Consider the following 21,509-nt stretch of genomic DNA (forward strand, 5'->3'; position numbering starts at 1 on the left):
GGAGGTTCAGCGCTGGTGTTCGGGCCGCACGGAAGACTGCGCGAGGCCCGCCCGCTCCAGAACGCCGCGGACCATGATGCCTGCCAGATAGCCTGCCTGGACCGCAACAAGACCGCCGACGGAATACAGCGCAGCCGTCAATCCGTTCGCGAGCCCCGCGGCGAGGCACTCCAGCACGACGACGGCGACGAGCACGAGCAAGGTGCGAATGTTGAACATCGCGCCGGCAACGGCTCCGGCTCCGAAATGAAGCGCAATCACCCACATCAGTTTTCGTGCCTCCTCGGACGTCGGAAGGCTAGCGGCCATTGGTTAGCGATGACCTAAGCCGCTTCGGAGGCTTCGAGCAAGCGCAGGAGGGCAACACCCCGCCACCGAAATGTCACCATCGCCCGCCGGGACTGCAAACAGCCGAGGAGATCCCGCGCCGGGACTACGGACGATCGAGGCCGCCCAGCCGAAAAAGCCTCGCCAGCGGTGGTGAGACTCCCACGAAGCTGGCATCGCGGCCCTCGGCCCGCAGTCGCTTCCCGAGCATCAGCAGCAAACCGAGAAAGCGCGCATCCACGGCACAGACATTGGAAAAATCCAAGATGACCGGCTTCCGCGACGCCGCGGCGGCCCGGAAGACCGGAATGGCCCTGTCGACGTGTCGTGCATCCGCAGGGCCAGATAGGCTGAGGGTCACGGTACGAGCACCATGGTCCTGCGTAATGGTCAGGGCCTCGCCCCGCTCATGCGTCTGGCGCAACCACCAGGACCAGAACACAAAAGGAAGAACATGGGTGAGCAGCAGCCGCAGCATCGCGGATCCGTCGCTCCAGTAACGCCGCCAGAGATAGGGCTCCTCCTTGATGCGCCACGCCCACTCCAATCCCCATCTGCGCAGGATCGGCGGCGCGCGCCTGACTGTCCCCGCCTGGAAGTTGAGCGCGGCGCCGAGATGGGCCCGTACAGGGATTGCGAGGCGCTGATGATTGCGCTGCAGCCACGACTGGCCTTTGACGCTGCTCAGGGAGGCGATCAGAAAGTCCGCGCCGCTGGCGTTGATCTCGGCGATGATGTGATCCCGGCTCAGTTCCTCGGCCGACATGTAGCCCGGATTCGACCAACCGACGCATTGCACCCCATGGCGCCGGCTGTTCAGGCTCTGGGCGGCTTTCTCCGCCGCGCCCTCCGGTCCGCCAAAAAGGAACAGCTTCAAGGCATTTGCGGACCTCTCCTCGGCCTTCAGCGCATCGAAGATGTCGGCCCCGGCCGTGCGGCTTCTGATCGGGATTCCGAGAAGCCGCGCGATCCAGACAACGGGCATTCCGTCGACAGTGCAGAGGTCGCTCAGGATCAGCGAGTCCCTGAAGCTCTTGTTCGATTGGCTGGCAACGAGGAAATTGAGATTGGGTGTCGAAATCAGCAGGCGGGTCTGGCGGCGAACGGCATCGTGTATGCGTTGCAGCACACCGCGCATCGCAATCGCGTCGATCGGTACGCCGAGCATGCAATAGACGTCACGGGACAGGTCGTCCGGAGCGGGCGGCTCGATGACCTCCGCACCGGTGTCGGGCCTCCGGTCTACCGCCGTGCGGCCTGGGCGAGCCTGAGAGCGGACGGAAATCTGCACGTCCTGGGTAGTCAACATCGACCGGTCTTCCTTGCCGCCAGCCGTTCCAGGCGCCGCCGTTCGCCAGTCCCACATCGCCGAAGCGAGGGCGCCCAAATCAACATTTAATTCAGGGAAGACAACGAATTTAATGTGGCTTATTTTTGGGAATTAAATAATATTATTTAATACACCAAACCGCATGACGTGATTTAACATCTATCCCCGATCGTGCTCGTCACCGCCGCCATGAGCGGTCGTCGGACAGCATTTCACTCCGAGAGCGCGAATGCCCCGAAGCGCAGCCCCAAGACGAACCGCCCCCGCGCCGCCGGTTTCGGCAGATCGGTTTGATGTTTGCGCGCTGCTCCCGGTCCTGGCTTTCGCCTATTCCTCGCTCATTCAGCCGCTGATCTATTTCAGCTTCCCGCCATCGCCCGGGCTCCAGGGCCTGCTCGAGAGCAGGACCGAGAACAGGGTTTTCTGGCCTGCCCTCGCAGCTGTTGCTGTCGTCACCGCAGCCCAGCGCCTCACCCGCGGCGACCGCCTCGTTCTTCCGCCGAACATCATGGCTCTCTGCGCCTATTTCGGTCTCGCCGGGGCCAGCATCGCCTGGGCATTCAAGCCGGAGTTCGCCTTCGTGCGGTTCGTGCAGGAAGCCATGGTGCTGACGGCAATCATCCTGCCGGCCTTGCTGTCGCCGCCGAACGCCAACATCATGCGGGGCGTATTCCTCTGCTTCGCCGCCGGCGTCATACTCAACATCCTGATGATCCCGGGCGGCTATGCGACTTACGCGCAGTACGGCAACGCCCTGGTCGATATCGGCTACCAGGGCTATTTCTCGGGCAAGAACCTGCTGGGCGAGTTCGCGGCGATCGCCTTCCTGCTGTCTGTTCACGAATTGCTCTACCCGGGCCCCCGTCGCGCGGTCGGGATCGTCGTGGCGGTCGCGGCGGTCGTCTTGATTGTCCTGTCCAGTTCCAAGACCGCGCTCGGTCTCGCACTGCTCGCCCCGATCCTGGCCATTCTGACGCTCTCGATCGCACGAGCGCTGCGTCTTCCGCCCGTTTTGATCCTTGCCGTGATGATCGCCGGCTACCTGATCTTCGGCGAGCTCGCGGGGTTCACGACGGGCCGTATCGCCTACCTGCTGACCGGTGATTCAAGCTTCACGGGCCGTACGACGATCTGGGCGTTCTCCGAAACGCAGATCGCCCAACGGCCGCTTCTCGGATGGGGCTATCAGAGCTTCTGGCTGGTCGGCGCGGACGCGCCGAGCGTGACCGAGGCGCCTGGGTGGGTGAAAGGCATGCCGAACTCTCACAACGGCTACTATGACGCGATCCTGGAGCTCGGCTATGTCGGATTCGGATTTCTCATGGTGTTTCTTGCGATCTCGGTTCACGTGATCGGTCGCGTGATGGAGCGCGACTACAAGCGTTCTTGGATCCTGCTGTCCGTTGCCTTGTTCGTCATGCTCTACAACTTCCTGGAAACGCTGTGGCTGCGCGCGTTCGACGTCACCTGGGTCGTCTTCGTGCTGGTCATCGTCGACGCAGCGCGATGCTGGCGAGCGTCGCGGATGACCACACCGGCATTGCAGCCCGCCGGACAAGCCCCGCCGCGTTTCAGCCGCTCACGCCCCGCTTGGCGCCCGCGGCTCGGCGTGCGCTTCTGACAAAAGCCACGGCTCCGATGCTACCGCGTAACGCCCGGCGCTTGCGCGAACGGCATGCCAGCATCGTACCTCTCCTTGGCCGGCAGCCTGTGCAGCTTGCTTTCGCCGATCGGATCGACCCATGGCCAGGGATTGTCGCCGAAGAAGCCGGGCTTGGCGCTCAGATAGAGCGATGCGGGCAGCGGCCGCTGCGGGAGTTCGTCCGCCCACGCCACCCGATTGGTCAGATAGTCGAAATTGCCGCCGCGGATGGTGGTCGCCAGTGTCTTCGGATCCGGCGCCATCGTCCATCGCTCGGGATCATAACCCAGCATCCAGATGCTGCCCGCACCGCCCTGCCCCCACATCGCCGCTCGCGCGCGCATGGATGGATCTTCGTAGATCCATCCATCCATCCGGCCGGGGCGGCCGAGGACGTTGCCAACGAACGAGTTCCACCACGAGCCATACGCCAGACCGACCGCGCGGAGGCCCGAACGATCGACGAAGCGCTGCCGCTGTCCGGTCAAATGATTGCGGAAAAACGTCAGATAGATCGCGTTACCATGCGTGTAGTCGCTATCGGCGTTGTGGGACAGATTGCCTTCGAACAGAACATGGTGGGAGCCCGCCATGTGGGATGCATTGATGCCGACCTCGACCCAGCCGGGATTGTCGAAGTCGAAGGAATCGTCGGCATAGTTGTAGCCGACGACGCTGCCTGCGCCGGACGATCGGAACACCATGTTCTTGCAGACATCCACGAGAATATTGTTCTCGATCAGCACCTCCGACGAGCCCGCGGCCAGGCTGAGCGCGTAGCCGGCGCCGCCCGGCTGCGGCCAAGAACCCGCGTGGATATAGGAGTCGCGGAGCTCGACCCGAAAGGAATTGTTGATCGCGACGCCCTCGCCGAGCCACTGGGTCACTTCGATGGCCCTGGCCCAGGAATAGGCAGCAGCCTCGAACCTCAGAGCGCCGTCTGCGCCACCGATGATGCTCAACTCCTCCACGCCTGCGTGGCTGACGTGAATGTCGCGATGGTTGGGAGCGTGACCCCCGCTGTTCGGATCCGTGCTGTAGGGCGTGAGCTGTGCCCCATGATCCCGTCGATAGCTGATTGACAATGGCGAGGTGAATGTCACGCCTGTCTCGGAGACGGAAGCGATCTCCTTGATCTCGGCCGTTGCCCTGTCGGTCCGGGCGAACCACGACATCGATTTCGGCAGCATGCCAGGCGTCTGATCGTACGGCCCGCCAGCATCAGCACCTGCATTGTCATCTCCGGGCTGAACGGGATTGTGCATGTTCCAGGCGACCCGATCACCTTGCCAGACCCGCGCGGACCCAGAAAATCCCGCGGGCGTCGGCTGCCAAGATGCGCCCGAGGCTTCGTCGAGCAGCACGAAATCGCCTGCCTTCAAATGGACCGTCGTTGCGACGGTGACGGACGTCGCGCCCTGCGCGCCATCGGCCAGTAGATCCTGCGACGCGGAGCTGTCCGGACCGTTGTTCCAGCGCGAGGGCCCAACAATGATGACCGGCTTGGGATCATAAGAATATGAACTCGGATCGATCGGCATGAGAATTCCCCTGGTGCCGGGGATGACCATGGATGTCCTGCCGCGGGCGCCATTCGTCTTCACCAACCGCGTCGCGCCGGCGCCTGCGCCGCGCAGGGTGACGGGGCGATGGATGAGAAGCGGCTCGTTGACGATGAAGGTGCCCGGGCTGAGCGCGACCACCTGGCCAGGGGGCGCGGCATTCAAGGCCGCTTGAATCGCAGCGCTGTCGTCGGCCCCGCTTGGAACGAGTCTCCGATGGATGACGGTGCGGCCCGGAATGCCTCCGGCGGACATCAGGCCCGGATTCCATGCGGCGGCACGGTCGGCGGGCAGAAGATCTCCGGCAAGCATTGGCCCGGGCGATGCGGAGCCCTCGGCAGCGTCAGCGCCATGTCGAGGACCGAGCAGCATCAACAACACGAGCGCTGCTGCGCCGACGTCGCGGCGGATCGAGCCGGACGCCTGGACTGTGGCTATAAACCAAATCATGATTTTGACACGCATCGCATCATAATATTAAATCACGATTTAATTTATTGAAAGCTGGCTATCGAAACGGCGCATCGAACAAGCTCGGCGCCGATCCTTCCGCTTCCGAACAAGGGATTTGCCCCGTGACGCCCTCGCGCCGCTACCTGCTCATCTCACCATGCCGGGACGAGGCTCAATATCTCCGTCGGACCCTCGACAGCGTGGCGGCCCAGTCGGTGCCGCCGGCCCTGTGGATCGTGGTGGACGATGGATCGAGTGACGAGACGCCGGCCATTCTCGACGACTATGCGAAGCAGCTGCCCTATCTGCGCGTGCTCCGACGCGCCGATCGCGGCGGGCGCAAGGTCGGGCCGGGCGTGATCGAAGCCTTCTATGCCGGCCTCGAGACCGTGCGGCTCGAGGGCTTCGATTATCTCTGCAAGCTCGACATGGATCTGGATCTGCCAGCGCACTATTTCGAGTTGCTGATGCAGCGGATGGAAGGCGATCCGCGCGTCGGGACGACCTCGGGAAAACCCTGGTTCGTCCATCCGCAGACCGGGGCGCTGGAGCCGGAGGTCTGCGGCGACGAGATGTCGGTCGGCATGACCAAGTTCTACCGCGTCGCCTGCTTCCGGGAGATCGGCGGCTTCGTGCGCGAGGTCATGTGGGACGGCATCGATTGCCATCGCTGCCGGATGCTCGGGTGGATCGCCGAAAGCCTCGATACCGAGACGCTCCGCTTCATCCATCTGCGGCCACAGGGCGCCAGCCACAAGGGGATCTGGACGGGACGCCTGCGCAAGGGCTTCGGCCAGTACTTCATGGGGACGTCACCGCTCTATCAGGTCGCGGTTGCCGTCTATCACCTGCCGGCCTATCCGGCACTGATCGGCAGCACGGCGATGCTGTGGGGCTATCTCCGGAGCTGGCTCAAAGGTCTGCCGCGCTACGATGACATCGAATTCCGGCGCTTTCTCCGTGCCTATCAGCATGCCTGCCTGCGTCTCGGGAAGCGGGCAGCCACGGCCAGGATAAATGCGGAGCGGGCTCAGATCTGGCAAGCCAGCCATCCGCTGCCCGATCCGCGGTAACCGACAACTCGCGCAAATTCACCGCCAATAGCGTGGCGACGCAGGCACTCCCGCCAGTCCTGGACATCATGACCGAGATTCTCGAGATCAACGGCCTTCACGAGGCGCCCACGGCAGCGGCGAGCGCAACGGCCGGCAGCAGCGCCCTCGGCGCCACACTGGCGAACGCGCAGATCGGCACGTCTGCGCTGCTTCCGTCGCTCGACGGCATCCGCGCGGTCTCGGTCCTGATCGTCGTCCTCGGCCATTCCGGGCTCCAGGCGATCATCCCCGGCGGCTTCGGCGTCACCATCTTCTTCTTCCTCAGCGGCTTCCTGATCACAACGCTCATGCTCGCCGAGCACGAACGCCATGGGGCGCTCGACATTCCCCGCTTCTACGCGCGTCGCGCATTCCGGCTGATGCCGCCCTTGCTGCTGTCTCTGGCCATCGCCTATGCGCTCACGGCGGCGGGCGCACTCGACGGCGGCATCACCGCCAAGGGGCTCGCTGCACAGATCCTCTATTTCGCGAACTACTACGGCCTGTTCTTCGATCCGGGCAACACAGTCCCTGACGGCACGGGCATCTTGTGGTCGCTCGCCGTCGAAGAGCACTTCTACATCGTCTATCCCTTGCTGATGACGCTGCTGCTCGGAGCGGCACTACGTCCCCGCGCCATCGGTGCGCTGCTCGGACTGATCTGCCTCGGCGTGCTCGCGTGGCGCTTTCACCTCGTGCACAGCCCCGGCTTCTTCTCCGATCGGACCTACTACGCGTCCGACACCCGCATCGATTCGATCGCCTATGGCTGCATCCTGGCACTGCTTCTGAACCCGGCGGGGCAGCGCTCCCCCTCCGGCCCGATGTCGGCACCTCAATGGGCACTGCTTGGCGGTGCGGCGGCAGCGCTGCTGATCTCCCTCGTCTACCGCGACCCGGTTTTTCGCGAGACCCTCCGCTACAGCCTTCAGGGGTTGGCCCTGATGCCCGTCTTCTACTTCGCCGTCCGTTTCGCGCAATCACCGCTATTTCGCCCCCTCAATCGGACCTGGGTGATGACGCTCGGGACCTATTCCTACGCGATCTATTTGATCCATAATGTCGTGATCCGAGCGATCGAGAAGAACGCCCCTGGCATCGCCGGCAAGCCTTATCTGCTGTTTCCGCTCGCGCTCTTGGTCTCGGTGCTCTATGCAGCGGCGCTCGAGCGTCTGATCGAGCCGCATTTCAGGAAACTCAGGCAGCAGTTCAGGCCGCCTCTTGCAGCGCCCGCAGCTGCTTCGATTTCGACGCAGACTGCCGGCGACAGCTTCTCTTTGGCTCGGGCTCGGCCGTCGATAGGCAACGTCCCCCAACCGGCGAATGCAGCCGGTCTCCGAAAATGAGGATCATCGGTTAATCGGCCGCGTTCGGCGCAAGCTGCGGCTTTATGCGTCAAATTGTATAATTCAAATATTTTACCTCGCCATTTAATAATCGCGCACTGCGAAAAAAAATGTTTTTGAGGACTGGCAGATGCGGATTGCGAGCGCGGTTGCACGACGAATTCGCCGCAACACGCTCGGTCCCTTGCCGGACGACCCGGCGTTGCGACCGCCACGGTCACCGCTGCAGATCGATCTCTCCGGCAGGATTGCGCTGGTCACGGGAGCGGCCGGCGAGCTCGGCCGTCCGATTGCGCGAACGCTGGCTGCCTGTGGCGCCAAGGTCGCGATCCACTATCTGACGGCCCGTGCCGGCGCCGAGAAGCTGTGTGACGAACTCAATGAACTCCATCCGCAGCGCGTATGCACGGTCTCCGGCGACGTTGCCGAGCTCGCAGACGTCGAAGCGATGCGGCGTCTCGTCGAAAGCAGGCTCGGTCCGGTGGATATCGTCGTCAACAATGCGGTGACGTGGTTCGACGAACGCCCGGTCGTCGACCAGACCGCCGATCAGTTCGACCGCGTGTTTCGCTCCTCCGTGCTGCAGGCCTGGGCGACTGCCCGCGTGTTCTCGGCTCCCATGATCGAACGCAAATGGGGACGCCTGATCTCCCTGGGCACGGAGATGACGAGCTTGGCCTTGCCCAACCGTGCGCCCTACACCGCAGCCAAATGCGCGATGGACGGCATGCTCCGCTCGCTGGCGCGAGAGCTCGGCGAGCACGGCATCACAGTCAACCAGGTCGCGCCCGGATGGGTCATCTCCGACAAGGATCGTCGCGACCGCGACGAGGTGCAGCCGCACTACGAGCGTTCCGTGCCGCTCGGACGTCGCGGCTACGACCAGGACGTCGCCAACATGATTGCATTCCTCGCATCGGATCTCGCAAGCTTCGTGACGGGTGTGCGCATTCCGGTCTGCGGCGGCATCGTCATGCCGGAGGCCTGAGCGCCTCGGTCGCGCCAACGCGAGCTTGCTAAAGCTCCACCGCGTTCAGCGGAAGACGCGGTGGCGGTGACACCAGCGCACCAACACATAGATCGACCACACCCGCGACCAATAGATGCCGGGCGCTCCGTCGAGAAACGCCTGCCACAGTCGCGCGACGGCGGCAGGCTGCAATCCGACAGGCGCGACAGCCTGCGGATCGCGCAAGGTCTGGTCCATCGCATCCTGCAAGCCGCGCCGGATCCAGCGGTCAAGCGGCAGCACGAATCCCCTCTTCGGCCGGTCGAACAGCGTGAGATCGAGGCCGCGCAAGCCGATCCGCCTCAGCATCGCCTTGCTGCGCAGCGGCGCATAACGGAGATCGTCCGGCAAGCGGTCGACGCTGTCGAACAGCACCTGATCGACCAGCGGCACGCGCTGCTCCAGCGAGGCCGCCATGCTCGCCACGTCGTTGTCGCGCAGCAGCCGTTCGCCGAGGAACAGCCGTTGCTCCATGACGCTGATCGCCGACAGCGGCGTGCGGGAGCGAGTCTCGGCCGTGATCTTCGCCCGCATCGCGACCGGGAGGCCATCGTGCAAGCTGTCGACGAGATCCGGCGCGAGCAGCTCGCGCTGGAAGCCCGGCAGAAACAGGGCGTAGGCCAACTGATACAGCGCAAGCAGATCCGTGCCGTTGCGGACCATGTCGGGAAGCTTGGCCCAGCGCGTCTGCGGCGCGACCGCTCGGGCCGATGGCGACAGCAGCGTTGCGGCGAGGTGGGCAGCCGAGACCTTCAGGTTGTCCGGCAGCCAGGCCGTCCGCTCGGACCAGCGCTGCAGGACCGGCAGGTCGCGAAACGACGTGTAGCCGCCGAACAGCTCGTCGCCGCCCGTGCCGGACAACGCCACTGTGAAGCCGGCGCCCCGGATGGCGTGGGACATGTAGTAGGAGTTCAGGCCGTCGAACGTCGGCTGGTCCAGGCTGTCGAGCGCCGCGTCGAGGTTGTCGACAAAATGCTGCTCGGTGAGCACCACCTCGTGATGCTCGGTGCCGATCGCGTTGGCGATGCGCCGCGCAATCGGTCCCTCATTCAACTCCTGCTCTTCGAAGGCGAGCGTGAAGGTGTGGATCGGACTCGTGGCCGCGCGCTGCGCCAGATTGGCCATGACCGAGGAATCGATGCCGCCCGACAGAAACACCGCCAGTGGCACATCGCTGGCGAGATGCAGCCGCAGCCCCTCCTCCAGGATCTCGGCCAATTGCTCCTCGTCCATCCCGGGCTGCGGCGCTCTCTCCGGGATCGACCAGAAATCCTCGTCGCGGACCGTGTGGCCAAGACCATCGAATGCCGTCAGGTGGCCAGGCGGTAGCAGCTCGACGCCCCGCACCGCCGTGCCAGGTCCCACAACGAAGCCGTTCCAGACGCCACTGGCCACCGCCCGTGGATCGAGCTGCGGCTTGCCCAGAAGCCCCGAGGCCAGAAGGGCCCGCAGCTCGGAGGCAAAGGCCACCGACCAGCCGGCGTCCGGACGCGATGCGCGCGCCACGTAGAGCGGCTTGATCCCGAGCGGATCACGGGCGAGCAGCAATCGGCGCTCGCCCGGATCCCAACAGGCGAATGCAAACATGCCCCGCAGCCACGCCACGGCCTCCGGTCCGTGCAGGCCGAGCGCCCGCAACATCACCGCCGTATCACCGGTGGAGCCGAACTGCTGCCCCTCGGCAACGAGCCGATGCCGAAGTTCGGCGTAGTTGTAGATCTCACCATTGAAGACGATGACGTGCCCCGTCACCGGATCGGTCATCGGCTGCACGCCTGCCGGCGACAAATCGAGGATCGCAAGCCGCCGGTGCGCCAGCAGCGCGCCCCAGCCGCGCTCATCCGGGGTGGAGGCCCACGCGCCGCCGGCATCCGGACCGCGATGAAGCATGGCATCGCTCATGCGTCGCAGCGCCGCGCGATTGGTGTCGTCGATCCGCCCGATGATCCCGGCAATGCCGCACATCAAAGATCCCCGTGCGCCGTCATGACGGCGTGGCGATGGGCGGCCAGCATCGGCGTCCAGTGGCTTGCCGGCCCTTGCCTGGTCATCGACGAGCTCGCAGGGCCGCGGCGGCGTCCGGAGACCAGGATGCCGGCATCTCTATCTCTGTCGCCGTCGCCGTCGACACCGGACCGTACGTCCGCGCGAGACATTGCTGATAGTCGAGGGGCGGCGTCCAGCCGAGCGTCTGCCTCAGCTTGCTGTTGTCGAAACGGAGCGGCTTGAGCATGGCATCGAACTTCGTCGGCGTCAGGATCGCCGGCACCTTGGTCGCCCGCCTGAACACGGTCGCGAACGCCAGACGCACCGCCGCGCTGCCAAGCAAATAGGGTATCGGCAACCGTAGGCCGCGCGCGCCGGTGCCGCGCATGTAGTCCGTGAGATAGCTCCAGACCTGCTCGCCCGGACCATCGACGATGTTCAAGGTCTGGCCGATCGCACGCGCATCGGTCGCGGCCAGCGCAAAGACGTCGGCGCAATTCTCCACATGGGTCATCGGAATACGGGTCAACGGCCCGATCACGACGTGATGCCGTCCGATCTGCTGGCCCAGCGCGGCGAGATAGCCGTGATCGCGTCCCCAGATGAAGCCGGGACGAAGCACGGTGAGCTCCCAGCCCAGCTGATCGGCATAGCGGCGCGTCACGCGCTCCTGCCACCATTTCGCGACGGTGTAGCCGCCGCGACTGTAGACTTCGGGGGTCTGCTGCAGCGGCGAGCTCTCGTCGAGCACATTGCGCGTCGACGTGTAGTCGTAGACGGAGAAGCTGCTGCAAAGCACGAGCCGGCGACATGCGGTGGCCGCCATCACGTCGAGCAGGCGCTCGGTGCCGCCCACCGTTCCGGCGAATTGTGCATCCTCGCCACCGGAGACGACTGCCGCGAGATGAACCAGGACGTCGACATCACGGAAGGCCTCTGCGAGATCGCGCGAGCTGCGGAGGTCGGCCCTGACGATGTCGACCGCCGGTGACCAACCCAGCGTGTCCACCCGCGTTGCGGGGCGCACCATGGCGCGCACCTCGACGCCGCGCGCCAGCAGCGCCGCGACGACATGCCGGCCGAGAAACCCATTGGCGCCGGTGACGAGAACTCTCATCTCCGCTGCTCCCTCATGTTCCCTGCTCCCTCGGCTTCATGGCCTCGACCATCCGGTTGACCGAGAGCACATCCTCCACCGTGATCGGGAGCGGCGTTCCCAATTCGAGCGCGCGATAGGTGCGCGCCAGGCACTCCCAGAGACCCTCATAGGCGCCCGGCCCCTTAAACTTGCGCAGCAGGGTCGACAGCGCCGCACGCCTGATGTCGCCGCCTTCCTCCAGCCCGCTGAAGAACGGACGCAGCGGCTTCGGCACGTTGCGCGGTCCATCGAAGGTGAGCCGGGTCTCGAACAGGTTCGCCGTCGCCTGCATCCGCTCTCCATAGACACGCAGCCAGAACGCATCCGGCTGCGCGCTCGCGCTGAAGCCGAGCGTTGCCGTCCCGCGCTCGGCCTCGACCACGCTGCGAAACTCGTCGAACGGCAACGGCGACGGCTTGCGCTTGCTCCAGACCGTCTGCGCGCTGCGGTGCGGACCGACAAAGGCGTGCGACAGCGAGGCGAGATGCGGCAGGAAGTCGGCGATCGCACCGCCCGCCAGATCGAGCGCCGGATGCGGCGCGTTCGGGTCGGCAAAGCCGTCGGGACCGAGAATGTCGAGACAGATCAGAATGTCGACATGGGTGACAGAACCGAACTCGCCGGTCTCGATCCGCCGCAAGATTTCCTGCGGCGCGCGATTGAAGACGTAGTTGTAGTCCTCGACGACGTGACGGCCGCTCTGCTTGGCGCGCAGGATCAGCGTCTGCAGTTCCTCGAAGGTCGTGGTTGCCGGTTTCTCGACGATGACATGCGCGCCGGCCTCGATCGCATCGATCGACAGCCGGAAATGCGATGTGGGCGGCGTCGTCACATGCACGACATCCGGCCGCACCGTCTCGAGCATCGCGCGATGATCGGTGAACCAGGCCGGGATGCCGTAGCGTTCGGCAGCGGCCTCCGCCGTTGCCGGCGACAGATCACAAATGGCTGCCAAATGGACGCCAGGGAGCGTGTTGAGGCAGGCAAGATGCTGGCGGGCAATCTGCCCGGCGCCGATGAGAGCGGCCTTCATGACGGCGTGGACTCCAGGATCTCGCAGTAGAATTCTTCCAGCGCGCGCGCCGACGCGCTCCAGGCATATTTCTCGACCGCGACCTGGCGTGCCGCGTGACCGATCCGCGCGGCGAGAGCAGGCTCGGCGAGCAGCCGGCCGACAGCATCGGCGAAGGCTGTGGGATCATCGGCGATGAGGATGTCACGCCCCGGCACGGCCTCGATCCCTTCAGCCCCCAGGCTGGTCGAGACGATCGCCTTCCCCATCGCCATGGCCTCGACGATCTTCAGCCGGGTGCCGCCGCCGAGCCGCAGCGGCACGATCACCGCCGCGGCTTCGGCCAGATGCGGCCGCAGGTCCGGAACGAAGCCTGTCAGTTCGATGCGCGGTCCACCAAGCGCTGTCAGCGCCGGCGGCGGCCGGCCGCCGATGATCTTGCAGCGCGCATCCGGATGCTGCGCGGCGATGTTCGGCCAGATATCCCGCACGAAATGCGTGACCGCATCGATGTTGGGCACGGTCGACAACAGACCAAAATAGACCAGCGTGCGCCCGTCCGGCACGGGATCGGCGCTGCGCGGCTGGTAGAAGTCGACGTCGGCCGCATTGGGGATGACCGCCGTGCGCGCTGTCGCGATGTCCTGGCGCAGGCGCGTCTCATCATCCGTGCTGCAGAGATAGACGCCGTCCGCCGCACGATAGGCGGCAATCTCCTCGCGGCGCAGCTTGCGCCAATTGGCGCCCGCATAAAGCCGGCGGCCAATGCTCGCTCCCGTGACCGCGAACTGCCGTGCCAGATCATAGGCGATTTCATGCGAATCGACGATCAGCCGCGGCGGCCTCTCGCCCGCCGGAGCCAGGCGAAAATCGTAGTGAGCGAGATAGGGAAATTCGAGATTGACGATGTCGAACCTGGTGGCGCGCAGCAGCTGGTCCAACACCCGTTGCAGTTCAGGTAGCGCGACACGCAGCCGGTCGAAGCTTTGCAGTGAGGCCAGCGACCGCAATTGCAGCAGGCGCTTGGCAAGGCCGTCGCGACCGAAGGGGTTGGGTAACAGCACGACGTCGCGGCAATAGGCCTGCATCGCCGAGCGACATTCGTCGATATCGAAAGCATCGTCCACGAGCGCCACAGCCGTGATGTCGTGGCGGCGCGCGAGCTCGGTCATCAATCCGTGCATGCGCGCCTGTGCGCCGAAGCGCGGCGGGCTCGGCGGCATGTGCGAAACGCTGAGAATGCGAAGCCGGGGCCGACCGATACCGGTTCGCTCGACCGGCAGCCCCCGCGCAGGTTGCGCGGGCAGCCGGTCCACCACATCCGAGACGTCGCTGTCGCTGATCATGCCGTTCAATAAATTAAATCACATTTCTTATTATATTAACCATTTAAATCTTGGCGAGAGATAATTGCGCCATCGTCACCGCCTGCGGACGGCGTCCAGGATGAACGTGCCTGCAATTCTGAGCGGCTCGGCGTGCCGGAACAGGCCGACCACGACCGCCAGATACAGGCAGGCTGAAAAGCCGCCTGACAGGATCATGCGCAGCAGGGCCGGGTGACCGCTGAGCAGCGCGGTCTGCAACCACCAGCCCGCAGCGGCCGCAGCGACGGCGCCGAGTGCTTGCGGGCCCACCGCCCGGATCACCGTTTCGGCGCCGATGTCGATCGGGCGCCCCGCGTAGAGGACTGACGGCAAGGCCAGCAGCGAATACCCGATGGTGACGCCCCAGGCGACGCCGGCGGGTCCGAACGGCAGTCCCGCCAGCACCGCGAACAGTTGCGCCACGAGAGAGATGATGCCCCAGGTCTGCCATCGGTCCGCCCGGCCGAGCGAGAGATGCAGCCAGCCCTGGGAGCCCTCGACGACGTGCGAAATGCCACGCAGCGCGATGATGCTGAGCAGCGCCCCGGCGGGCTTCCACTTCTGACCAAGCAGGACGATCGTCAGATCCTCGGCGGTGACCGAGAGGATCGCCGCGGCCGGCATCAGGTAGAATGCAAGGCATGACAGCGCTGCCTCGTACTTCTGTCGGAGCGCAGCCGGATTCGCCTGCAGCTTGCTGAGTGTCGAGCTTCCCACCGCGTGAGTCTGGTTCAGCGCAGCGTAGATCGAATTGTCGTACAGGTTCATCGCGTTCTGGTAGTAGCCGACCTGATCGGCGCGATAGAGCAGGCCGAGAGCGATCCGGTCCACCGCGCGCGACAGCGTGTAGGCGACGGTGAATCCGACCACGTGAAGACCGAACCGGACCATCGAGCGCACCTCGGCGTCGAAGACAGGTGTGCCCGGCCGCCAGCGGCAGGCTGACCACGCCGCGAGGACGATGCAGACCGAGCTGATGACGGGCCGCGCCACCAGCGCCCAATATCCGTAGCCAGCGACGGCAACGGACACGGCCGCGAGCGTGCCGGCGAGCGTACCGAACAGCTGAATCTGTCCGATGCGTCCGAACTGGAGCGTGCGCCGAAGCAACGCCATGTGCTGGTTGGTGAGTCCGGACAGCACGAAGGTGATCGCGACACATAGCGCGATCGGCTGCAGCCGCGGGTCGCCATAGATCCAGGCGATCAGTGGACTTGATGCCGCGACGATGGCCGCCACCGCCGTTCCGATGCCCGCGCTGACCCAGAACAATCCGCTGACCTGCGCCGGCGTGATCCGGCTCCGCTGCGCAGTGGCATCGAGCAGTCCAAAATCGATCAGGAGAGGCGCAAAGCTCGTCAGTACGGTGACGATGGCGACCAGCCCGAAATCCTCCGGCGCGAGCAGCCTCGCCAGCACGATGGCGGCGGCAATCTGAAGCACGGCGTTGCCGTACTGGACGACGATGGAGATGATCCCGCCGCGCAGCGCGCGACGTCCGAGATCGTTCGTTTCCCGATGCTCTTCGAAATAGGCGGCGATCGCTTCCGACATATCCGTTCAATCGCCTCAAATGCTCGCGGCCGAGTTTCGAACGGCCTCTCGCAAGCCGCTCAGTCGGGCCGAGGCATCAACATTCGCACTCAGAATCGAGCCATCTCGAAAATCGCGTGCGTCCCGCACGAACGCACCCGCCGCAAATCAATGGCGTCTCATTGTGGCGGAGAAAAGGATTAAATCCCGATCATGGTATCAATACCGCCTCGCGATTTAATTCGCGATCGCCCTGTGATCCCCGGCCCTCCACCATGCCGGCCAGAGCCGCGAGCCTCGCCTTGCGCGCGGCGAGTCCCGGCATCGGCGCGAGACCAAGCCTCTGCAGGATCGTCTCCCACCGATAGACCCAGTCGTGGCGCATCAAGGTCTGCACCATTCCGGTCCGCCGGATCAGATCCTGGCGGTGGAGGTCACGATCCAGCTCTTCGATGACGCGATCGATGTGCGGCGACGTGTGAGGCACCTCGATCATCGGTTCGGGCCAATCGAACAAGCGGGGAAACAGCTCGTTGTCCGGGCGCTCTCCCAGCATGATGGCCCCCGCGGCCGCCCCCTCGAAGTAGCGGTATCCGAATTCGATCTGGCGCCCGGTCTCCTGCGGCTCGTCGAACTTGCCCGGATTGACCAGAAAGTATCGGCTCCGCTTGGCAAGGTTCGCCACCTGCGTCCGGTGCTCGTCGAGATCGATGGCCTGACTGCCGCCGATCGTGTCGTGGAGATAGAGCTGGCCCGTGCGTCTCGCCATCGCGAGCAAGGCCTGGTGCGTGACCCCGGACCGTCGTCCCATGCTGTAGACGTCGATGACCCTCTTGGGCGGATCGGGATAGGGACAGAAGCGCATCACATCGATGGCGAGCGGCAGATGCACGCATGCCTGACCGATCTCCTCGCTGAGCGGCCCGACCGTGCCGATCTGGAACGGCATGACGAGGTCGAACTTGGCGAGCACCTTGAGGAAGTGGCGGTGCTTGGCGATCTCCTTCACCCAGAGCTCGTCGAGCAGACACACCGACATTCTGCTCGCGCCCCGGAGATCCTCGATGGCATCGAACATGATCAGGTCCTGCGGGAAGCCGCAAATCGCGAACAGGACATCGTAGGGCTGCTGCGCCTTGATCCGCGCGATCCCGGGATTGAGCAGCACGGGCGCGTGATATCCCAGCCGCGTCGCAAAACTGGCCCGCCGGTTCGACGGATCCAGCGTGGGCGCGAACAGCTCGGCCGAATCCACGTCGCAGATGATGTCCTCGAATTCCACGTGAGGGCCGCGGTTCAACGCCCTCCCGAAGATGTTTCGAAGCGAAAAAACGGCGACACGTGGCGTGTCCGGAACCGAACTCATGAAACCTCACTTCGGTGCTGTGGGCGCACGCGCGACATCAACCTTCAAATCTCTATTCACGCATGCAAGACCATCACGGCAACACAGAAGGCTTGATCAGACCGGCCTCCAACGCCAGGCGCGCAGCGGCTTCGAGGCGCGCGAATGGAACGTCGGCGCGGATCGCCATATCGAGCAGGCTGTGCTCGCCATCCGCGAGGTTGAGGAGCCATAGAAGATCCATCTGCGTCGCTCCGCCCGCCTCCCGCTGGCCCGCGATGGCGCGATAAAGCCCGCGCCGCCCGAGCTGTGGCTCCCCTCGCCCATCGATGCGCACATAGACGGCGTCACGATCGAGCAGATCCAGCACCTCCGCGATCACGGCGTAGGACTGGTCGAGATACTCCGGCTTGACGAAATCCAGATTGTCCGCCGACGTGTGATACTCCGGGAACGTGCCGTGCACGCCACGCATCAGGCAACCGACGGGCAGATCGAATCCGGGCGAGCAGAACTGCCGCTCATCATAGCCGTAGGGACTGAACGGCAGGATCTCGTGCGGATATCCGCCGTGCTTGAGCACGTGGGCGACAGCACAGTCGACGGTCGCGCCCTTGCGGCTCTGCTTGTAGTGGAAGGCGCTGGAATCGCCGAGACAGGTCAGGACCAGACCATGTTGGATGCGGTCGAGATTGGGTTCATTGCGGTCGAGCCATGCGAGCGCACCGATCGTGGCCGGCAGAAACAGAAAGCGATATCCGAGCCGCGAGGTGCGCCGCGCTTGCCGCATGGCCAGCGCGGTCATGACCACGATTCCGGAGAGGTTGTCGTTGGCGAGGCTGGGATGGCAGACGTGACAGGTGATCAGCACCTCTTGCTGCGTCTGGCCCGGGACGAAGACCTCGCCGTAGGTCAAAGCCCCCTGAGAGAGCTCGCTGTCGATCTCGACGCGATAGACATCCTCCGTCATCTGTCGCCAGAGACGATCGGTCAGGCAGAAGCCCCAGTCGTCGGCGTAGTATCCGGTCCGATAGGGAATGAGGTCGGGCTGATCGGTCAGCGTATGGACATGCTTGGACAGTTCGGCCCGGCTCAGCACCGCCTGCACCGGTTTGCTATAGCCCATCACGTGGAGATTGTTGTCCGCGAAGTCGACGAGACGCTGCCCCGACATCGACGAAATCGACGCACTGCGGATGGTCCACTCCGCCGGGATGTGCCAGTCGAGGACGGGGGTTCCGGACGGCACCTCGTGGATGGCAAGATCGACATGGCGGCCAACGATGGCCAGCGTCTGGCGAACGCCATCGCCCGTCAGGCTTCGATTGAGCGGAAACAGCTCCGAGACCAGATCATGCAGATCGATCGCAGGCGTCCGCGACAGCACCGCCGATGAGAGAGTGTCCAGCATGACGCAAACCTTGCTGTCGAAGAGCGATCAGACCGGAGCCCGCGCAGCGTCCGCAGGAAGATCGGCGGCGGACAAGGGTACGATCGTCGGCTGGTAGATCAGATGCTCGGGGGGCGCCTCCGCCTGATCATAGGGCGCGACCACCTCCTCCGGCAGCCGAGCCAGATCGGTCACGCGCAGGAAGTCGCGCAGGTTCGTTCCCGTGGATTCCGAATCGACATTGGCAGCCCCGCGTCTGGCGCTGACGTCGGCGACGTGAACCGTTCGGAAATCGATGCTGAAGCGCGTCACGCCGGAGGTGTTCGGCACCGAGGAATGCAGATGCGCGCCGGAGAAGATCGTGACACCGCCGCTCGGCGCGATCACCCGGATCTGCGGATCCAGCTCGATCTCCTGCTCGGGCTTGGGTTGAACCCGCGTATCGGTCTTGATGTGCTGCGCCGCCGTCGCGCGCGACGTCCGATTCCACTCGTAATAGTCGTAGTTGCGGGAGCCGTTCTTGATCGCCTCGTCGAAATAGCGCGGGTGAAACGCCAAGCCGTTGTCGGGCGCGATGTCGTAGACCGGCAGCCACCAATTGAGCTGACATGGCGGCGCCGAATACCATGTGTCGCGATGCGGGTGGAAAGCGAAGGCGATGCCCGTGGTCAGATAGTCGTTGCTGGTCGCCGAGCGCAGCCGCGGCACGTCGAAATAGGTCAGCTCCGGGTCGCAGCCCAGCTCGCGGAGCGTCGCCCTCACCAGCTCCTTCGAGCGAGGGTGGTGGATGAAGAAGGGCTTCAGCTTGGCGAGGATATCGACATAGCGCTCGACCGGCAACTCGAACTGCGCCGTCCTCGGATCGAACGGATGAAACGCCTCCTCGATCAGCTGCCTCGTGAAGGCGACGAGAGACTGGAGCGACGGCGTCGGCGAGTACAGGAACAGTGCTCCCTCATACAATTTCTGACGCCGATCGTCGTCCGGCACCGTGGCATCAACGAAGATATTCGTCATTCCGTGGCCCTCCTCGCTGGATCGTCAAAATGTCCGGCGCGACCAGGCCGGCTGACCGCCGGGCCTGTCGTCCCCGTGAACGTGACCGGCCTCACCAGAGGCTCCGCTCGGCCAGCAGCGGCCAAGCCGCATCTTTCGCAGACAACACCGTCACCGGCTGCGGCCAGCGGATGCCGATCATCGGATCATCGTGCCGGAAGCCGTCCGAGAGTTCCTCCACGTAGTCGACACCCATGAGGTACTCGACCGTGACGTCGTCGGTCAGCGTCTGAAACCCGTGGGCAAAGCCCGCGGGGATGTAGAGCATCCGTGCGGTCGACGGACCGAGCTCGCAGGCATGGACCTCGCCACGGGTCGGCGAATGCGGCCTCACATCGACGATGACGTCGTGAATGAGTCCCGCTGTACAGCGGACGATCTTGGCATCCGGACTCGGCGCGCGCTGAAAATGCATGCCGCGCACGCTGCCTCTGACACGCGTGACCGAGCTGTTGCCCTGGCTCGGCCGGAAATCGATCCCCTCCGCCGCAAAGCTCTTTGCGCACCATGTCCGGGTGAAACTGCCACGCTCGTCGGAGCGAACGGTGAGCTCGATCAGTCGCGCATCCGATCGTCCCAGCTGAATGAACCTCATCCTCGAAACTCTTTCGTACTCCCGGCGGAGGCGCCCTGCCCGCTAGTCCTCGATGACCGCCTTCGGAACCGGTACGATGAAACGTCCTCCCCAGCTGCGGATCTCCGTCATCTGCGCCTTGATCTCGTCCTTGATGTTCCACGGCAGGATCAGCACGTAGTCCGGCCTGGCCTCGATGATCGCCTCCGGCGGCAGGATCGGAATGCGGACACCGGGCATGTAGCGGCCCTGCTTGGATGGTGCGCGGTCGACGGTAAAATCGAGAAAGTCGGTACGGATGCCGCAGTAATTGAGCAATGTGACGCCCTTGGCCGGCGCGCCGTAGCCGACGATCGTCTTGTTGTCGCGCTTCAACGCGGTCAGCAGCGCCAGCAGCGCCCGCTTGGTCTCTTTGACCTGCTCGTTCCAGGCCAGGTAGATGGCGTCGTCGTGCAAGCCGTATGCGCGCTCGCGCGCCAGGACGTCGGCCACATTCGGGCTCTCCGCATGCGAGGCCGCGTCGTGGCAGACGAAGAACCTGATCGAGCCGCCATGCGTTTCCGGAAGCTCCACGTCGAACACCCGCAGGCCCGCCCGAGCGAATATGCGCCGGCCTGCGATCAGCGACAGGTAGGAGAAGTGCTCGTGATAGATGGTATCGAACTGATGCCGCTGCATCAGCGTCAGGAGATGCTGCACCTCGAACGTCGCCACGCCCTCCGGCGCCAGCAGGATCTTGACCCCGCCGACGAAGTCATTGATGTCGGGAACGTGCGCGAGCACATTGTTCGCCGTGAGAAGATCGGCCGACCAGCCCTCCTCCAGAAGCTCCTTCGCGCACGCGCGGCCGAAGAACTCGATCCGCGTCGCCACTCCCTTGTCGCGCGCAGCCAGCGCCACGCTTTCGCAAGGCTCGACCCCGAGGCAGCTGATCCCTTTCTGGAGCGAGTATTGCAGCAGGTAGCCGTCGTTCGATGCGATCTCGACATGGCGCGAGGCCGGTCCAAGCCTGAAGCGCTCGGCCATCGCCTCGACATAGCCGCGCGCATGCGCAAGCCATGACGTCGAGTGCGAGGAGAAATAGGCATAGTCGGCCCGGAAGATGTCCGAGGCCGCCAGCAGATCGCGGGTCTGCACCAGGCGGCACTCGCGGCAGACGAACGTCTCCAACGGATAGAACGGTTCCCCACGCATGTAGTTCGCGGGATCGACATAGTCGTTCGCGACCGGCGAGGCGCCGAGATCGATCAGCTTGAGAGTCAGATCATCGCCGCAATGCCGGCATTTCGGCGCGACGCCGACGGCGGTGGGAAGGCTCAGCTCCATGGTGTCTCCGTCACTGTGC

General features: G+C 64.6%; 17 protein-coding genes. 4 read left to right on the forward strand and 13 right to left on the reverse strand.

Annotated features, from left to right (window positions below; translation table 11 throughout):
• Positions 1-6: 6 nt before the first annotated feature.
• Both ACQR1L_RS09925 and ACQR1L_RS09930 read right to left on the reverse strand, forming a co-directional pair.
• A complete protein-coding gene (locus tag ACQR1L_RS09925) occupies positions 7-267 on the reverse strand; it encodes a hypothetical protein (RefSeq protein ID WP_434857768.1) in 261 nt (86 codons plus the stop codon).
• Between the two features lie 166 nt (positions 268-433).
• Complete coding sequence (locus ACQR1L_RS09930; RefSeq protein ID WP_434857769.1) at positions 434-1,636, reverse strand: WecB/TagA/CpsF family glycosyltransferase; 1,203 nt, start codon at positions 1,634-1,636, stop codon at positions 434-436.
• 601 nt (positions 1,637-2,237) lie between these two features.
• Between ACQR1L_RS09930 and ACQR1L_RS09935 the strand changes: the two genes are divergently transcribed.
• Complete coding sequence (locus tag ACQR1L_RS09935) at positions 2,238-3,278, forward strand: O-antigen ligase family protein (RefSeq protein ID WP_434857770.1); 1,041 nt, start codon at positions 2,238-2,240, stop codon at positions 3,276-3,278.
• A 20-nt stretch (positions 3,279-3,298) separates the two neighbouring features.
• Here the strand turns inward: ACQR1L_RS09935 and ACQR1L_RS09940 are convergent, their stop codons facing one another.
• The gene (locus tag ACQR1L_RS09940) at positions 3,299-5,326 is read right to left on the reverse strand and encodes a right-handed parallel beta-helix repeat-containing protein (protein WP_434857771.1); all 2,028 of its coding nucleotides are present in this window, start codon (positions 5,324-5,326) and stop codon (positions 3,299-3,301) included.
• Between the two features lie 110 nt (positions 5,327-5,436).
• On the opposite strand from ACQR1L_RS09940, the gene ACQR1L_RS09945 reads away from it, so the two are divergent.
• The 3 genes from ACQR1L_RS09945 (at position 5,437) to ACQR1L_RS09955 (ending at position 8,742) form a co-directional block, all read left to right on the forward strand.
• The gene (locus ACQR1L_RS09945; RefSeq protein ID WP_434857772.1) at positions 5,437-6,387 is read left to right on the forward strand and encodes a glycosyltransferase; all 951 of its coding nucleotides are present in this window, start codon (positions 5,437-5,439) and stop codon (positions 6,385-6,387) included.
• A 68-nt stretch (positions 6,388-6,455) separates the two neighbouring features.
• Positions 6,456-7,754 (forward strand): acyltransferase family protein, encoded by a 1,299-nt coding sequence (locus ACQR1L_RS09950; protein ID WP_434857773.1) that lies wholly within the window; start codon positions 6,456-6,458, stop codon positions 7,752-7,754.
• A 130-nt stretch (positions 7,755-7,884) separates the two neighbouring features.
• Positions 7,885-8,742 carry an SDR family NAD(P)-dependent oxidoreductase gene (locus ACQR1L_RS09955; protein ID WP_434857774.1) on the forward strand — a complete coding sequence of 286 codons (858 nt, stop codon included), beginning with the start codon at positions 7,885-7,887 and terminating at the stop codon, positions 8,740-8,742.
• Positions 8,743-8,787: 45 nt separating this feature from the next.
• Here the strand turns inward: ACQR1L_RS09955 and asnB are convergent, their stop codons facing one another.
• The 10 genes from asnB to ACQR1L_RS10005 form a co-directional block, all read right to left on the reverse strand.
• Positions 8,788-10,728, reverse strand: coding sequence for an asparagine synthase (glutamine-hydrolyzing) (asnB, locus tag ACQR1L_RS09960; protein WP_434857775.1), 1,941 nt, complete (start codon positions 10,726-10,728; stop codon positions 8,788-8,790).
• 82 nt (positions 10,729-10,810) lie between these two features.
• Positions 10,811-11,866: an NAD-dependent epimerase/dehydratase family protein gene (locus ACQR1L_RS09965; RefSeq protein WP_434857776.1), complete on the reverse strand. Its 1,056-nt coding sequence runs from the start codon at positions 11,864-11,866 to the stop codon at positions 10,811-10,813.
• A gap of 13 nt (positions 11,867-11,879) precedes the next feature.
• Positions 11,880-12,920 carry a Gfo/Idh/MocA family protein gene (locus tag ACQR1L_RS09970; RefSeq protein ID WP_434857777.1) on the reverse strand — a complete coding sequence of 347 codons (1,041 nt, stop codon included), beginning with the start codon at positions 12,918-12,920 and terminating at the stop codon, positions 11,880-11,882.
• A complete protein-coding gene (locus ACQR1L_RS09975; RefSeq protein WP_434857778.1) occupies positions 12,917-14,245 on the reverse strand; it encodes a glycosyltransferase family 4 protein in 1,329 nt (442 codons plus the stop codon). The genes ACQR1L_RS09970 and ACQR1L_RS09975 overlap by 4 nt, the downstream gene beginning before the upstream one ends.
• Positions 14,246-14,320: 75 nt before the next feature.
• Positions 14,321-15,820 carry a lipopolysaccharide biosynthesis protein gene (locus ACQR1L_RS09980; RefSeq protein ID WP_434857779.1) on the reverse strand — a complete coding sequence of 500 codons (1,500 nt, stop codon included), beginning with the start codon at positions 15,818-15,820 and terminating at the stop codon, positions 14,321-14,323.
• Between the two features lie 190 nt (positions 15,821-16,010).
• Positions 16,011-17,054: a glycosyltransferase family protein gene (locus tag ACQR1L_RS09985; protein WP_434857780.1), complete on the reverse strand. Its 1,044-nt coding sequence runs from the start codon at positions 17,052-17,054 to the stop codon at positions 16,011-16,013.
• Between the two features lie 184 nt (positions 17,055-17,238).
• Positions 17,239-18,555 carry a DUF4910 domain-containing protein gene (locus ACQR1L_RS09990; protein WP_434857781.1) on the reverse strand — a complete coding sequence of 439 codons (1,317 nt, stop codon included), beginning with the start codon at positions 18,553-18,555 and terminating at the stop codon, positions 17,239-17,241.
• 27 nt (positions 18,556-18,582) lie between these two features.
• A complete protein-coding gene (locus ACQR1L_RS09995; RefSeq protein ID WP_434857782.1) occupies positions 18,583-19,551 on the reverse strand; it encodes a hypothetical protein in 969 nt (322 codons plus the stop codon).
• A 91-nt stretch (positions 19,552-19,642) separates the two neighbouring features.
• Positions 19,643-20,185 (reverse strand): dTDP-4-dehydrorhamnose 3,5-epimerase family protein, encoded by a 543-nt coding sequence (locus ACQR1L_RS10000; protein WP_434857783.1) that lies wholly within the window; start codon positions 20,183-20,185, stop codon positions 19,643-19,645.
• Between the two features lie 42 nt (positions 20,186-20,227).
• A complete protein-coding gene (locus tag ACQR1L_RS10005; RefSeq protein WP_434857784.1) occupies positions 20,228-21,490 on the reverse strand; it encodes a methyltransferase domain-containing protein in 1,263 nt (420 codons plus the stop codon).
• Positions 21,491-21,509 lie beyond the last annotated feature (19 nt).

The organism is Bradyrhizobium sp. HKCCYLR20261, assembly GCF_051168435.1.
GTDB lineage: Bacteria > Pseudomonadota > Alphaproteobacteria > Rhizobiales > Xanthobacteraceae > Bradyrhizobium.

Excerpts from the sequence above, each read along its gene's own strand:
- ACQR1L_RS09925 (WP_434857768.1), bottom strand. The coding sequence starts at position 267 with ATGTGGGTGATTGCGCTTCATTTCGGAGCCGGAGCCGTTGCCGGCGCG.
- ACQR1L_RS09930 (WP_434857769.1), bottom strand. The coding sequence starts at position 1,636 with ATGTTGACTACCCAGGACGTGCAGATTTCCGTCCGCTCTCAGGCTCGC.
- ACQR1L_RS09940 (WP_434857771.1), bottom strand. The coding sequence starts at position 5,326 with ATGCGTGTCAAAATCATGATTTGGTTTATAGCCACAGTCCAGGCGTCC.
- ACQR1L_RS09950 (WP_434857773.1), top strand. The coding sequence starts at position 6,456 with ATGACCGAGATTCTCGAGATCAACGGCCTTCACGAGGCGCCCACGGCA.
- ACQR1L_RS09955 (WP_434857774.1), top strand. The coding sequence starts at position 7,885 with ATGCGGATTGCGAGCGCGGTTGCACGACGAATTCGCCGCAACACGCTC.
- asnB (WP_434857775.1), bottom strand. The coding sequence starts at position 10,728 with ATGTGCGGCATTGCCGGGATCATCGGGCGGATCGACGACACCAATCGC.
- ACQR1L_RS09965 (WP_434857776.1), bottom strand. The coding sequence starts at position 11,866 with ATGAGAGTTCTCGTCACCGGCGCCAATGGGTTTCTCGGCCGGCATGTC.
- ACQR1L_RS09970 (WP_434857777.1), bottom strand. The coding sequence starts at position 12,920 with ATGAAGGCCGCTCTCATCGGCGCCGGGCAGATTGCCCGCCAGCATCTT.
- ACQR1L_RS09975 (WP_434857778.1), bottom strand. The coding sequence starts at position 14,245 with ATGATCAGCGACAGCGACGTCTCGGATGTGGTGGACCGGCTGCCCGCG.
- ACQR1L_RS09980 (WP_434857779.1), bottom strand. The coding sequence starts at position 15,820 with ATGTCGGAAGCGATCGCCGCCTATTTCGAAGAGCATCGGGAAACGAAC.
- ACQR1L_RS09990 (WP_434857781.1), bottom strand. The coding sequence starts at position 18,555 with ATGCTGGACACTCTCTCATCGGCGGTGCTGTCGCGGACGCCTGCGATC.
- ACQR1L_RS09995 (WP_434857782.1), bottom strand. The coding sequence starts at position 19,551 with ATGACGAATATCTTCGTTGATGCCACGGTGCCGGACGACGATCGGCGT.
- ACQR1L_RS10000 (WP_434857783.1), bottom strand. The coding sequence starts at position 20,185 with ATGAGGTTCATTCAGCTGGGACGATCGGATGCGCGACTGATCGAGCTC.
- ACQR1L_RS10005 (WP_434857784.1), bottom strand. The coding sequence starts at position 21,490 with ATGGAGCTGAGCCTTCCCACCGCCGTCGGCGTCGCGCCGAAATGCCGG.